Origin of the sequence: Sphingobacterium phlebotomi, assembly GCF_008180195.1 — a bacterium.
In the GTDB taxonomy this organism is placed as follows: domain Bacteria; phylum Bacteroidota; class Bacteroidia; order Sphingobacteriales; family Sphingobacteriaceae; genus Sphingobacterium; species Sphingobacterium phlebotomi.
Genome location: NZ_VTAV01000001.1, coordinates 388,643 through 402,547, shown reverse-complemented (window position 1 = coordinate 402,547; position 13,905 = coordinate 388,643). Strand labels below are relative to the sequence as shown.

General features: G+C 45.3%; 6 protein-coding genes. 1 reads left to right on the top strand and 5 read right to left on the bottom strand.

Translation table 11 applies throughout. The features are described 5' to 3' along the window. Window positions 1-145: 145 nt before the first annotated feature. Genes FXV77_RS01470 through FXV77_RS01460 form a run of 3 tightly spaced genes read right to left on the bottom strand, consistent with a single transcriptional unit; the run spans window position 146 to window position 6,116 of the window. Window positions 146-2,173: a RagB/SusD family nutrient uptake outer membrane protein gene (locus tag FXV77_RS01470; protein ID WP_148917444.1), complete on the bottom strand. Its 2,028-nt coding sequence runs from the start codon at window positions 2,171-2,173 to the stop codon at window positions 146-148. 11 nt (window positions 2,174-2,184) lie between these two features. Beyond that, window positions 2,185-5,403 carry a SusC/RagA family TonB-linked outer membrane protein gene (locus FXV77_RS01465; RefSeq protein WP_148917443.1) on the bottom strand — a complete coding sequence of 1,073 codons (3,219 nt, stop codon included), beginning with the start codon at window positions 5,401-5,403 and terminating at the stop codon, window positions 2,185-2,187. Between the two features lie 35 nt (window positions 5,404-5,438). Then, the gene (locus tag FXV77_RS01460) at window positions 5,439-6,116 is read right to left on the bottom strand and encodes a DUF3826 domain-containing protein (protein WP_246162147.1); all 678 of its coding nucleotides are present in this window, start codon (window positions 6,114-6,116) and stop codon (window positions 5,439-5,441) included. Window positions 6,117-6,698: 582 nt separating this feature from the next. On the opposite strand from FXV77_RS01460, the gene FXV77_RS01455 reads away from it, so the two are divergent. Next, window positions 6,699-7,574, top strand: coding sequence for an AraC family transcriptional regulator (locus tag FXV77_RS01455; RefSeq protein ID WP_148917442.1), 876 nt, complete (start codon window positions 6,699-6,701; stop codon window positions 7,572-7,574). 36 nt (window positions 7,575-7,610) lie between these two features. Here FXV77_RS01455 and FXV77_RS01450 read toward each other — a convergent pair whose 3' ends face one another. After that, window positions 7,611-11,108: a malectin domain-containing carbohydrate-binding protein gene (locus FXV77_RS01450; protein ID WP_148917441.1), complete on the bottom strand. Its 3,498-nt coding sequence runs from the start codon at window positions 11,106-11,108 to the stop codon at window positions 7,611-7,613. 4 nt (window positions 11,109-11,112) lie between these two features. After that, the gene (locus FXV77_RS01445; RefSeq protein ID WP_148917440.1) at window positions 11,113-13,902 is read right to left on the bottom strand and encodes a glycoside hydrolase family 95 protein; all 2,790 of its coding nucleotides are present in this window, start codon (window positions 13,900-13,902) and stop codon (window positions 11,113-11,115) included. Between the last annotated feature and the right edge of the window lie 3 nt (window positions 13,903-13,905).

Genomic DNA, 13,905 nt, shown 5'->3' with positions numbered 1-13,905 from the left:
ATTTTATACGATTTTATCTGTTTTATAACCATTATTAACTAGCAATTCTTGCTAACGAAAACACCCCACGCTAAAAAGAGTGGGGTGTTTTCTAGCAAACTGAAGCCACAGGGCCTTGTAGTTTACGTTTTTTTTCTCTAAAGCCTTATTGCAACGGATCGAATGTACCTGCTCCGTTTAGCCCGTCCCAACCTTTGGTCTGTTCGAGGTAAGGGGAGGCATTCATAATTTCTTGGTTCAATCCGAAGAAATAATACTCGTTATACCACCGGAATACCCAATCCGCCGGATTGGTAGGATCTAAATCGTCTTTTTCGACAACTTCAAAGTAATTATCATATAGATAATCTACATATTCTTCAAATGTTTCGATACCATTCGGGTAGCTGTCCGGCTCCCGGTCGATAATAGGCGCGGAACCGTCCGAAGTGAAAAATGGATCCGCATTGCCTTGATAACGTCCGTTATTTTCATTTTTGGCAACGATGAAATAACCTGTCCTCCTCTTTCCGTTCAGCGCTTGGTCTTGCATACCCAACCGAATCGCGGTCTCACTATCCGCGTCGAACAGCATCCAACGGCGCATATCCCAGAAGCGTCTTCCTTCATAGGCAAATTCCACCCGCCGTTCGTCTAAGACTGCTTTGAAATATTGATCTCTGCCCGTTATGTTGCCCAATCCATAGGAACCGTCGAGGTTTTCAACACCGGCACGCTCGCGTATCGATTGGATCAACGTAGACGCTTCGCCCAATTGGTTGATACCAATGGCTGCTTCCGCGAGGTTCAAAACCACTTCGGCAAAGCGGATCTCCATCACGTCCATACCATTTATCCGAAACAAATCGTCATTCGACGCTTCCGGATTGGTCGCTTTCGATAAATAGATCCCGCTTCCATTTGCTCCTCGGGTCTCTGTCGTTTGATTGGGATTTCCGTTTATATCGCCATTTTCGCCATACCAACGGTACGTCCATTGTACAAAATCGGGATTTTCCCGATAGGGCCATCTGGCACCATTGTATACAAATGTCTTATAGAATCGTGGGTCTCTGTTCTTATAAAATTTCTGTTCGTCGTATTCGTAACTCGATTCGCCCGGAAATTTCCCGTCTTTCATTGGAAAGGCTTCCACCATTTGCTTTGTTGGCGAGATAGCGCCATTACCACCGCTTTCCTGCGAGCGAGCAGCATGTTCCCAATGGTTGTTTTTACGGGTGTTCTCCGCCATACTATTGTTAAACCCATAAACCATAACGGCTTCGGGATTCCCGACTTCTTGAAACCACATATTGCCCCAAGCTTCGGCATTTTCCAGGTTTCCAGTTCTATAAAGCCCGAAACCATTCGCTTCGAGCAGTTCCTTTGCTTCCAGATTGGCATCGTAAGCGGCTTGCCAACGGGTCTGGTCATCGTTTCGGTTAAACAAAGGGCTTGCCCAGGTAAGCAATACGCGCCCTTTGAGGGCCGCCGCCGCACCACTGGTAATACGTCCCCAATTGGAACCGGCATCATCCCATTGACCAGGCAACATCTCGATCGCTTGGTCAAGATCTGCCAGTACCTGTTCGATTGTCTCTGAAGAGCTACTCCGTGGAATAGCCAATTCCGAGCCATCTGTTGCCACTGGGTTTTGCGCTGTCAACACCAACGGAACACCGCCGTACAATCGCACCAAATCGAAATATTGCCAGGCGCGCCAGAAATACAACTGTCCTTTCAGTTTGCTAACAAAGTCTTCCTGCAAAGTGTGTTCGTCTACTTGATCGAGGAAAAGATTTATCTGCCGAATTCTCGTCCACGTGTTATTCGCAATGGAAGAACTCATCCGGTTTCCAAAGTAATTCAGGGCGTGAGGTTGGTGATAGGCGATATTAGTCCATTCCCGATTGAAATCTGTTTGTCCGGCAAGTTCATCGGTTGTCTTGGAAAAATTATCTCCATTGACCGCGCGCTCCCAGAGAAGAGAATTGCTACTATTGTTTCCAGGCAAAAACATCCCATAGATAAAATCCACATAGGCGGTCGCCGTACTTTCATTCTGAAACACCTCTTCGTTCATTCCCGTGAGGTCACGCTTTTCCTCCAGAAAATCTGTTTTACATCCTACCAATAGCGTTACGCCCACTACGGCAAAAAGTTTAGTATTATATTTTTTTAATATAGCTGTCATACATCAAATCTTTAAAAGGTTACATTGACACCAAACGAATAGGTTCTTAGATTAGGGTATACATCATACGCCGCTGTTGCATCCCGATAATCAAAAGGATTGTACAGCGTCAGCGGATTCATCGCTGATAAGAATAGGCGTGCATTCTGGATCTTCGCATATTCTGTAAAGCGCTTCGGCAGGGTATATCCAATATTTGCACTACGGATATTCATACGAAATGCCGGCACCTGCCAAAATGTAGAAGCGGGATCTAAACTAATCTCTTCCCAGTGCGGATTGGGGTATCTTCCCGTAGGATTCAAGATAGGGTCATAGATATCTCCCCAGAAAGCTGGTTTGCTCTCGAATACCCGGTTGATATCGTTATGCAACTTACTGCGGGCGTTGGAATCATATTCAGACCACCCACCAAAAGATCCGGCGATAACCATGGAAAAACTAAAGTTTTTATAGCCTAGATTAATCGTCGTTCCTAAGTTATATAGGTTATTCTTTCTTTTGGCCAACTGAATCTGGTCGTTATCATCGATAATACCATCGGGAGCTGCAAAGGTACCATCCGCCTGTAAAGGTCCTCTTACATCGCGGTAATAGAGCATACCCGGCTGCAAGTTTTCAGCTTGTACACCGTACACTTCCTGAATATTATATTCGGCGACATAAGCATCAATCTCTGACTGATTGCGGAACATGCCGAGATAATCCAGTCCCCACATTCCGTTGTCGCTAGAGCGTCCTTCCTGTGGATTCCAAGGAAATAACATTTCCTGTGGGTTGAAGTTACCCTTAATCACGCGGTTATCACTCCATCCAAAACGGACATTAGCGCCATAACGGAAATGTTCGCCAATCCTATCGTTCCATCCTACAGCCAGCTCTACCCCAAAGGTGTTTATCGAACCCATATTTTCAGAGGCGATGGTTCCGCCCACCGTCACGGGGATATTGGACGTCGATTCCATCAACAAGTTACGCCCCTGATTGAAGTATCCGTCAAATCCTAATGATAAACGATTGTTCATAAACTCCGCATCGATACCGAAGTTTTGTTTATAGTGGTCACTCCATCTTGCATGTCTATTTGGCGAGGCTTCCATCCGCATCCCCATCGTCCCTTCGCCGTTCCCCCCGAAAACTGTTCCTTTTCCCTGTTGGAACGTATACCGTTGACGCCAGTTCCAGGCACGCGTGTCGTCCGTGCCGAGCTTACCATAGGAATAACGGAATTTTAAGAAGTCCACCCATTCTACGTTAAAAAAATCCTCCCGGGAAAGCACCCATCCGAATGAAGTCGAATAGAAGTTACCCCAATAGTTTTCCGGCGCGAAACGTGTTGATGCATCCGAGCGATATAATATCTCTGCTAAATATTTATCATCGTAGGCATAGTTCACCCGACCGATATAACCCAACGAACCGGATTCATAAGCAGCTGTAGAGCCATCTATGGCGCCAAAAGCTTCATTAAACTGTCCGTTGTTGATCGGTATGGGCTGGTCTTTCATGACATTTTGTTGCGAAGACTCTGATTCTGCCCGCTCAATACTAAAGAGACCGCTGATATCATGCAAACCAAATTTCCGGCTATAATTCAAGTTGAAGTTGTACTGTTCCGAACGCCCATTGGTATTGATGTAGGAAATCCGGTCATCATTTCTGACGCTCACCGAGCCCGACATCTCCGCACCGTCATAGATATGCCTATTTTGTCCCAACATGTCAAATTCATATAAATCGTACCGCGTACCGACACGCTGTGTATTGCTGCTGGAGAAATTACGTCCATAACTTACCCGAGCATTCAACCCTTCAATATAAGGAACGTCATACTCTGCAAATACATTGACTGTCATGCCCTGCGTCTTCCCGTCCGAAATATTATTATAACGATCCAATTCAAAGAAGTGATATTGTGAAAGGTCGTTTGCGCCCGGACCTCGAACGGGATATCCATTTACATACATCGGCACATAGCGCGGTGTAGTGATTAGTGTCTTATAGTCGTTATTGTCGTTTTCTCCTGAAATCTTGTTGAAGGTCTTGATGTTATTCTCATAGTTTCCGGAAACCTGTATACCGGCTTTAAGGCGCTGCGAGACCTGCACATCAGAACCAGCACGGAAATTCCACCGAGAATAGTCTACCGTGGCGAGATTTCCGTTTTGCTCCAGATAAGAAACATTGGCAAAATAGGTTGCTTTATCCGTTCCTCCGCTCGCATTCAAGGAGTGTTGGGTAAGGTATGAAGGCTTCCAGGCTGCTTCCAGCCAATCGTGGTTAATGGTCTTAAAGTGTTCCAGCTCATCGTCGGAGAAGTAACTATTCTCCTCCAGTGGAGCACCTTCGCCGTATGGACCGTTCATAATATTCATATACCGCCCAAACTCATAAGCGCTCATCATCTTCGGGCGATAGGCCTCATCGTTGAACGCTATTGAACCGGAATAACTAATTCTAGGCTCTCCAGATTTCCCTCGCTTTGTGGTCACAATAACAACTCCGTTTGCTCCTCTCGAACCATAAACTGCAGCAGCGGCATCTTTAACAAACGTTAATGACTCGATTTCAGAGGGTACCAAGGTATTAAATAAGCTGTTGTCCGGCGTTCCCTGTGAGGTAACCTGAATAACGCCATCAATCACGTACAATGGTTGATCCGTTCCTCCATCTTTGGACACGGTAGATGCTCCCCGAATATTGATAGTGGCAGGTACACCGGGACGGCTGATACCCCCGCTAACATCGACGCCCAGCAGGCGTCCAGACAATGCCGCACCAATATTTGTCGATGGCAGATCTTCAATCTCTTCTGATTTGATCGTTTGAATCGCTCCTGTTAGGTGTTCTTTCTTCTGTGTACCATATCCAACCACCACCACCTCATCCAAGGCATCAGCAGCTTCTAATGTTATCTCTAGATTCGTTTGATTATTCACCGGGAACTCTTGCGTTTTAAACCCCACATAACTGATAACTAATACCTCATCACCCTGTGGTAAGTTAATTCTAAATACACCGTCTACGTCCGTTTTGGTTCCCGTTGTTGTTCCTTTTATCGTTACGGTAGCTCCTATCACCGGATTTCCTTCTAGATCCAGTACCTTTCCCGTCACGTTCACAAATAGCTCCGAATGCACTGTTACATCATGAAATGATTCTGCTGCTATCACCATTTGTAACGGGGCTATAGCAAGTAAAGGGCAAAGTAATAAAAATTGACTCTTCATGGTTTATCTGATTCTGTCTACGTGTTATTTCTCTCTTAATTTGATACTGTATTAGCGCTTGTTTTCTTTTGCGCCCGGCGCTCTTCCCATCTATCGCCTTCTTCTTTTAGGTTGTACCCTTCCGCAGAAAGATAGTTATTGATACGTCCTTTATATTTCCCAAAGACACCGTGTTTTTCTCTCGATCCTGGGGCATCCATGGCTAGTTCACGTGCCTCCGTGAGATAGGCAAGAATTTTAGCTTTCTGTTCGTCCGTGAGCGTTGGTATCATGTCCTGGTAGGCGCCGTATGTCAACGGTAGTACGCCATAAGTCATCCCGTCTTTGACTTTCTCTATTTGTTCAGGCTGTAAATAATTAGCTAACGCTTCCACGAAAGTCGTATGTATCTTCCGAAGCTTGGCATCTTCTCTAGCCTCGTATTGTGTCCGCTTCTCTTCGAGCACTTCTTTCTGCCCGCCAAATTTGTCTTTGAGGTTTTTAATCTCTGCCGCCCGATTCTCATGGTGCGTATTTAAAGTAGCGTATTGCGTAACCAATACGTCGCGCACCTGATCATATTTTGCCGAATCGGTGATACCTAACGTCGCTACAATCTTATCCGAACGTTCTGTAATGACCTGAAGATATTTTTCTTCTTCCGTTTGTGCGAATCCTTTTCCGACGAAAAATAGAAATAGTATCCCTGCAAACCATTTCATCTTAACTTTCATATATCCAAATGATTATATTATTTTTTAACATTTTATTGATAAATCAGTTGTTAAAAACGTACATAAATGAAAAATTTCATTGAGCAACAGAAGATATCGAACAGATGTCCTCAATTGTCACGTCCCCCATCAACAAAAACCTAAAAAACAATTGATTAACATTAATTTATTTCGCAAATGCTGAAAGTACAACTATTCGCAAGATCAAAATAACATAATATTGCACTGTTAATAATGTGTTAATTTATCCAATTACTATAATATATTATCATGTCTATTTTATCAGTAAGCTTTGATCTTTCAACAGCAATTTTGTCGTCGCCATCAAATTTCACATGATACAACATCTTGAAGTTGCAAATAACACTGATTTAGGTTTCCGTATTTTCCTGTGAATCAATTCAAAAAAAATAGTTATTGTCAGTATGCTCAAACTGGATATAAAATGAAACGGCTTGTAACAATCTCTTTTCATTATAGCATATTGTCATAAAAAAAGAAACAAAAACACTATATTCGAAAAGTGAAACGATAATCGTACATAATTTATATGTTAACGTTATAAATTATTGGGTCAATAATATGAAACCTTTATATCGGAAACTTCCGGCAGAATTAGAAAGCTCATTTTCTGCTCGTCATGACATCATGCCCAATTTCGGGAATGTATGGCACTATCATGCTGAACTGGAGCTACACTACACCATCCGTGGTGAGGGCATTCGTTTTATAGGGGATAATATCAGTCAATTTGCGGCGGACGAAATTATTTTAGTAGGCGAAAAGTTGTCGCACGCTTGGCGTTGTAAAGATGAGTATTTCCAAAACAATCCCGACTATAATATTGAAGCTATCGTATTACAATTTCTCCCCGACTGTTTAGGTAAAACATTACTCCAACTACCAGAATCGTATCTGATACCTAAGTTGTTTGAACGGGCTAAAAGCGGGTTAATCGTTAAAGGTGAAACCAAACGGAGGGTTGCTGACTTGATGCACGATTGTGTGAACGAAACAGGTCTAGGCAAGGTAATATCGCTATTACACATCATAAAAACATTGGCAGAAAGCGACGAATGTGAAGCTATCGTCAAAACCCAAACAACATTCCATCAGTCCAACGAGGCTGATAACATTCGCTTGAACAATATCTTCAACTATACCCATACACACTACAAAAACGATATCACTTTAGAGGAAGTCGCCAATATCGCCAATCTCAGTATCACGTCTTTTTGCCGATATTTTAAAATGATGACCCGGAAGACATATTATGATTTCTTAGTCGAAATCCGCATCAGCCATGCCTGCCGGCTATTGGTGGAAAACAAGATGCCAACGGAGGTAATCTGCTTCGAATGTGGTTTTAACAACGTATCGAACTTTTATCGCCATTTCAAAAAGGTGATGGGATTGACTCCATTAGAGTATAAGAAGAGGTATCTTAACAGGAACTGATTCGTACTTTTTCCCCGTAAAAAAGTATAATAAAAACTACTTTATGTCAACCGTATCAATATAAATACCCTTCGCGTCAATTGACGTTACCCGAACACGATATGTTCCGGCATTAATCATTGTTCCCGTATCGGTATCGATATAATTCCATTTACCTTCTCGTGTAGGTTCTAAGCGTACTTTTTGTGCCGGTTTCAATACGACATCGTCCATCGTAAGCAGTTCAATAGTCGCTTCTCGTGTTTCCTGGGACGCGTTATGGTATTTTAACATCAAAGCGTATACATCTGCGACGCCTACTTTTATTTCAAACTCCATCCAGCCATCATTGTCGGTATACTGCAAGCGATCGTTTTTTTGGAAGTTTATTTTTCGCATATTCTCGTAGTTTGACGCTTCATTTGCCTTGTAACTAACCGATTCCTTCAAATCGAACGCGGGCTGCAAGCCGCTCTGTTGCTGGAACACCACCAAGTCCGCCACGGTCTCTTTGGGCACCTGTACAATCTCACCTGCATCTAATACTTTACGGTATATCTGGTAATGGGTTCCTTTATTATTCATGACAGAGTCTCCCATAAATTCGTAACCTGCTGGCTCTTCATTTGTTAGAAGATAGAAATTCGTAGAGTGACGGAAAGCTAGGGACAAATCTTCTCTACTCCCGCTTCTTGCGAAATAGTCTGCTCCATAAAGGTAGCCCGGCAATTTGTGAAAAGACAGCTGCTGCACCGTGTCGTAGGTCTGCCCGATATCCATCCAACGTTCTATTTCCGGACTTGTCCCAGCTTCAACCTCTACATTAAAGTGGGTGAATTTCTTCTCGTTTTCGGACTGTGCTTCACCCGAAGAAGCGATCGCAATCGCCTGAATAACGGCCTGTCCAGCTGCGACATGCGGAAAATGAACCTTCAATTGTCCACCTTGTACCTTTACTTCATAGACACGTTTTAACGCACTGTCGTGTCCTACTTCTTTCCATATATCGAGATCCTTTTCTTGTACAATACCATTGATCGCTACATCAAAAAGACGCATCGCGGTACCGTCTTTCAGTCCGGCCCCACCAACCCAAGGTTCCGCAAAATAAAGTTCCACATGATACGTTCCGTCGGGTACGTCAAAACGATAAGCCAGTTGATCCAGACCATACCGAAACGTTTGGAACAAAGACCAATCAGCTACCCCTTTAATGGGGTCGAAGATGCGTCTTTGGCTAGCGAAAGTCGAGGAGATATCATCAAAGTTATCCGCCCAGGATATCGATCCCCAGCCTGCTTCCATTGTGTAGAGCTGATCTGCAAGCCAATCCTGATCAAATACATCGGTATAGGCCGGCCCGCCACTGTTCACGCGATACAGGTAATGGGCATCCGCATCTCCTTTCAATAAAGTCGATGATACGTCACGCATCTTTTCAAAATTCGGGCTCTGCGGCATGTTGAACAGGATAATGGTATCCCGAACCACTGTCTTGCCACCGTTCCTTCCTTCTGCGTAAAGTACATTATATTGAACATCGACGCCATTAAACTCAAATGGCCTGCCGAATCCCGGGTACTTTTGCACGCCTAAGGAAACATTTTCCAGATCATTGAAGAGCTCCACTTCTTCACAGTTGGAGAAGATACGAATCGCATCTTTCACCCCCGGTTCCAACCAGCGGTTAGGCCAAGTATGGGATGCGATGTGTACCATGGGATCGTTCTTTTTATCGCTATAATGCGCCCGGTACATATAATAGGCATCCGTAGGTTCACCCCAAGGCGTCAGCAACCCTTTATAATTAACCGGACCAATTTTATCCAGATCACGAAGACCCTCGCCTCCTTGAATTCGCCCCGGATTATCGTGGGAGTTCCACAGCCACTGGTAATGTCCGATCGCTTCATCTTTTACAGAGTCGGCTAAGCGTAATTTCGTCTCGAGAATCTCGGTGAAACGTGCTTCACTATAGACCGGATGATTTGGGAGATAGGGAGGCTCGGTGTGCAACTCCAAGGTACGCCATGCACCATATTCTCCTATCAAGAGTTGGCGTTTTAAATCTTCTCCGTAGGTGTGGTGATCTCCTCCATAAGTTCCTGTCCAGTTTTGCGGCACATCCCAATCCGTACCGTCTCCGCCATTACAGGTGGTCACCAAACGTTGAATAGAGGCTGTAGGGTCAAGTGAACGGATGATCTCCATACATTCTCTGGCAAAATCTTCCGGTAACGTGCTTTCGTTTTCGATACCCCAAAGGAAAACAGAGGGACTATTTCTCCGTTCTTTTACCCAATCGCGCAAGAGGTTTTTGAAATTCGTCCGAAACGCTTCGTTGTCGAACCAGATATGAGCCGCCATCTGCGTCCAAAGCAAGATGCCATTTTGATCCCAAAACTGCTGATAACGGAGGTTATGCGGTTGGTGTGCATCCCGGAAAGAATTAAAGCCCAGCGCTTTCATATCGCGGACACGCGCAGCGATTTCTTCAGCGGTAAAGGCGTGCGAACCGCCCAATTTATGCTCATATTCCGCAATCCCGTGGATAAACACCGGCTTCCCGTTTACAAGTAGCTGATTGGTCCCTATGGGTTTCAAGCCTTTCGGCCATCGTATCGAGCGTATCCCATAACGCGTTTCCACCCGGTCGAGAACCCGTCTTCCTTCTTGAACAATGGTCTCGATAGTATACAAATACGGATGCTCAGTGCTCCATAAAATTGGCTTGGCAACATGCAGAGCCGACAATTTAAAGGTGTTGGTAGTCTGTGGATCTATCTGCTGCATGTCTTTGCTGCTCTGCACTTTTTTACCGTTTGCATCGCGTATATGTGTCACGATCGTTAGTCGGCGAGCTTTAGCTGAGGCGTTTTGTATCTCTACCGTCTGCTGGATGTCCGCGCCGGTTTCATCCGCCGTTTCATCATTCCAATAATGTACACCGAAAGGGGCAATGTTCACCTCATTTTTGACGATGAGGCTGACTGGTCGAAAAATTCCCATCGGCTGCGAGCCTTCGGAAAACCCTCGTTCGGCCGAGCCTCCACCATCTACCCACGGTAAATCCCGAATCAATGTAGGGTGATCGGCACGTACGGCCAATAGATTGGGGCGTCCATCCGCATAAATCGCATCCGTTACATCCAACGTAAAAGTTGTGCGGCCTCCAGCATGGTACCCTACTTGCTGTCCATTCAGCCACACCGTAGCATACGATCCTACACCTTCAAAAAAAACATAAAAACGTTTTCCCTCTGGTTTCTGCTCAACAGTAAATTCTTTACGATACCACGCGTGTCCGAATTGGTTTCCGCGAAGTAAGCGCCGATATCCGCCGTATTGATCCCAGTTATGTGGAACATCTACCGATTTCCAATCTCCTGCTTCTACAAAAGATGCTTGCTCAAAACCTTGGTAACGGGAAGAGTCACGCTCATCCATGATCGTTTGCCAGCCTTCATCGAGAGCTAACGTCTGACGTGGTTCTTGTGCAAAAACAGTAGTAAAAAAAATAAGGAAAAAAGAAATACCGGAAACGATTTTACGCATTATTTTATTTTAAGAGGTTAAGTGCTGTATCGAAAGTGTACGTTTTATTCTTTTTGGTAGGAATCTCCACAACTTGTCCGTTGTATCTAAGTTTAAGAGGTTTACCTGCGCGCGATAGTACGGAAACTTTGGTTAACTGATGATTTTCCCAAGTCAGATCAATCTCAAAGTTACCGCGTGCTTTAAAACCGCGAACCTTCCCTTTAGAAAGCTCTTCGGGTAGTGCAGGCAGAATATCAACAAAACTGGTATGGCTTTGCAACAACATTTCTCCTATCCCGGCTGCGCCTCCGAAATTCCCATCGATCTGAAACGGCGGATGCGCATCGAACAGGTTCGGGTAGGACCCTCCGGCTTTACCTGCCGGACGCAACAACATTTTAATCATGGTATACGTATGTTGTGCATCCTTCAACCGGGCCCAGAAATTTATTTTCCAGGCTAAACTCCATCCTGTACCATCATCACCGCGCATCAACAAGGACTGCTTGGCGGCTTCTACTAACTCTGGGGCATCGTCCGTGTTAATTTCGTTCCCTGGATGTAAGCCCCACAAATGTGACACATGTCGATGCTTATTCTCGGGATCATCGATATCTTCCATCCATTCTTGCAGCTGCCCATATTGACCGATTTGATTCGGTGCAATCTGCGGTAACATCGTTTGTATCGAGTCGCGTAGTGCCGTATCTTTTCCGAGCAGCTTCGCTGATTCCGAAAAGACGCCAAACAGCGCTCGTATAATTTGATGATCCATGGTTGGCCCTTTCACCAATCCACCATATTCCGGGGAGTTAGAAGGCGTACTGACCAACCAGCCTGTTTGCTCATCCTTTACCAAGACATCTTTAAAGAAAAGCGTCGCGCCCTTGATGACATCATAATACTCCGCAATAATGTTAGGGTCTTGATTAAACAGGTAATGCTCCCAAAGATGGGTGACCAACCAAGCGCCGCCCGTCGGCCATATCCCGTGATTGGAATTATTGATTGGAGCTGTTCCACGCCAAACATCCGTATTGTGGTGCAACACCCAGCCGCGAGCATCGTAATATTCACGCGCTGTTTCGGTCCCGGCCTCACTCAACTCTCGAATCATCTGAAACAGCGAATGGTGCAACTCCGGTAAGTTGAGCATTTCGGTCGCCCAGTAATTCATCTCGAGATTGATATTGGTCGTGTATTTACTTCCCCAAGATGGTTCTAACCAAGGGTTCCATATGCCTTGGAGATTCGCCGGATGCGTGCCCTCGCGTGCGCTTGCAATCTGTAGATATCGTCCAAATTGTATATACAGGGCTATCAAGTCAGGATCTGCTGCCGATTCAAAACGCCTCAGCCTTTCATCGGTCGGGACACTGCATTGCGCCTCTCCACCTAAGTCTATGCTGAACCGGCTAAACAACTTACTATAATCTTGCTGATGGGCTTCGAGCAACTTTGAAAAGGTCTTTTGCTTTATCTGGTGATGATGTGCTTGAGCCGGGGCGATATACTCCGGAGCAAGTGTTTTATAGTCTCGGTAATTGGTCGCACCCGTCAGATATACATCGGCCGTGTTGGCCCCTTGTACGTGCATTTGGCCGTCTTTTTCTTCAATCGTCCCACCGTCCAACTTGACGGTTAGAAACGATGTCCCTTCCAACGCACCTCCTTTGACATGAATGGTCATGGCCAGTGTTTGTTCATCCACCTTCCAGATACGATGTTTTTCATGTTTTGTTTCCATCGCCAAACCAAAAGAAATCTGCCCGGGTTTATCGGCCGTTAGGCGGATACCGATCATATTATCGGGATAACTGGCGAAATAAGTCCGCGTAAACTGTACGCCTGCCCTTTTATATTGTACTTCGGCTAAACCCGTCTCTAAATCTAAACTGCGCTCATATTCTTGGGTATCTCCGGCTGGAAATCGGAACTTCAAACTTCCAAATGGCTGATAGGACGCTTGGAATGCCCCTACTTTGGGCGCGTCCGAATCTTGCATCCAGTACTTCCATTCGCCCACAATGGAGATAAACTTCCCTGCGGGATTCTTAAGGCCAATCGGGATGCTTGTATCTTTGTATCCGGAAATCCCGCCTTTTCCTGCTAGGTTAATCACCTGCACAGCGATTACATTTGTTCCTTCCCGAAGGGTTTCTTTTGGAACGGTGTACAAACGCTTTGTCCCGTCTCCCTGTTCATGACCGACCAAGTGACCATTGACATAGGTATAATCATACTGCCGAACCCGGTTTAGATCGAGTTCCCAATCACTTTTTAGGTCTTCGCTCGTGAGCTCGAAAGTGGTCCGAAACCAAGCAGCTCCGTCCACTCCTTCCAAACCCACTTCTTCCCAGCCTTCGTACGAGGGCACCGGAATTTTAGACCAACTGGCATCATCAAAATCGTATGTATATGCGCCATCCTTTTTCTTTCGCTCCGCAGCTACACGTTCCAACCAAGGGCCGTTGTCTTCGGTCTCGCTCTTCATACCCATAAACTCGTTCATCGCGAGTTCTTCCGCTTCGCCTTGCTTTCCTTGTTCTAACAGGAGCCGGATGGTATCCAGATACCGGTACGCCCCTTTCTTATTATAATTCCGCGGCTCACCTGTCCAAAGTGTTTCTTCATTAAATTGCACCTCTTCCACCGTATCACCACCGAAAATCATGGCGCCCATTTTGCCGTTCCCAATAGGTAAGGCTTCTTCCCATTCGCGAGCAGGCTCATCATACCAAAGTCTGTTCTGCCCCTGCACCGCTACGGCACCTGTTATATAAAGAGAAAGAAAGAAAAACGTTAAGCGCATAGT

Bases quoted from the DNA above. Each gene is read 5' to 3' on its own strand.
- FXV77_RS01470 (WP_148917444.1), bottom strand. From the start codon at position 2,173: ATGACAGCTATATTAAAAAAATATAATACTAAACTTTTTGCCGTAGTG.
- FXV77_RS01465 (WP_148917443.1), bottom strand. From the start codon at position 5,403: ATGAAGAGTCAATTTTTATTACTTTGCCCTTTACTTGCTATAGCCCCG.
- FXV77_RS01460 (WP_246162147.1), bottom strand. From the start codon at position 6,116: ATGAAAGTTAAGATGAAATGGTTTGCAGGGATACTATTTCTATTTTTC.
- FXV77_RS01455 (WP_148917442.1), top strand. From the start codon at position 6,699: ATGAAACCTTTATATCGGAAACTTCCGGCAGAATTAGAAAGCTCATTT.
- FXV77_RS01450 (WP_148917441.1), bottom strand. From the start codon at position 11,108: ATGCGTAAAATCGTTTCCGGTATTTCTTTTTTCCTTATTTTTTTTACT.
- FXV77_RS01445 (WP_148917440.1), bottom strand. From the start codon at position 13,902: ATGCGCTTAACGTTTTTCTTTCTTTCTCTTTATATAACAGGTGCCGTA.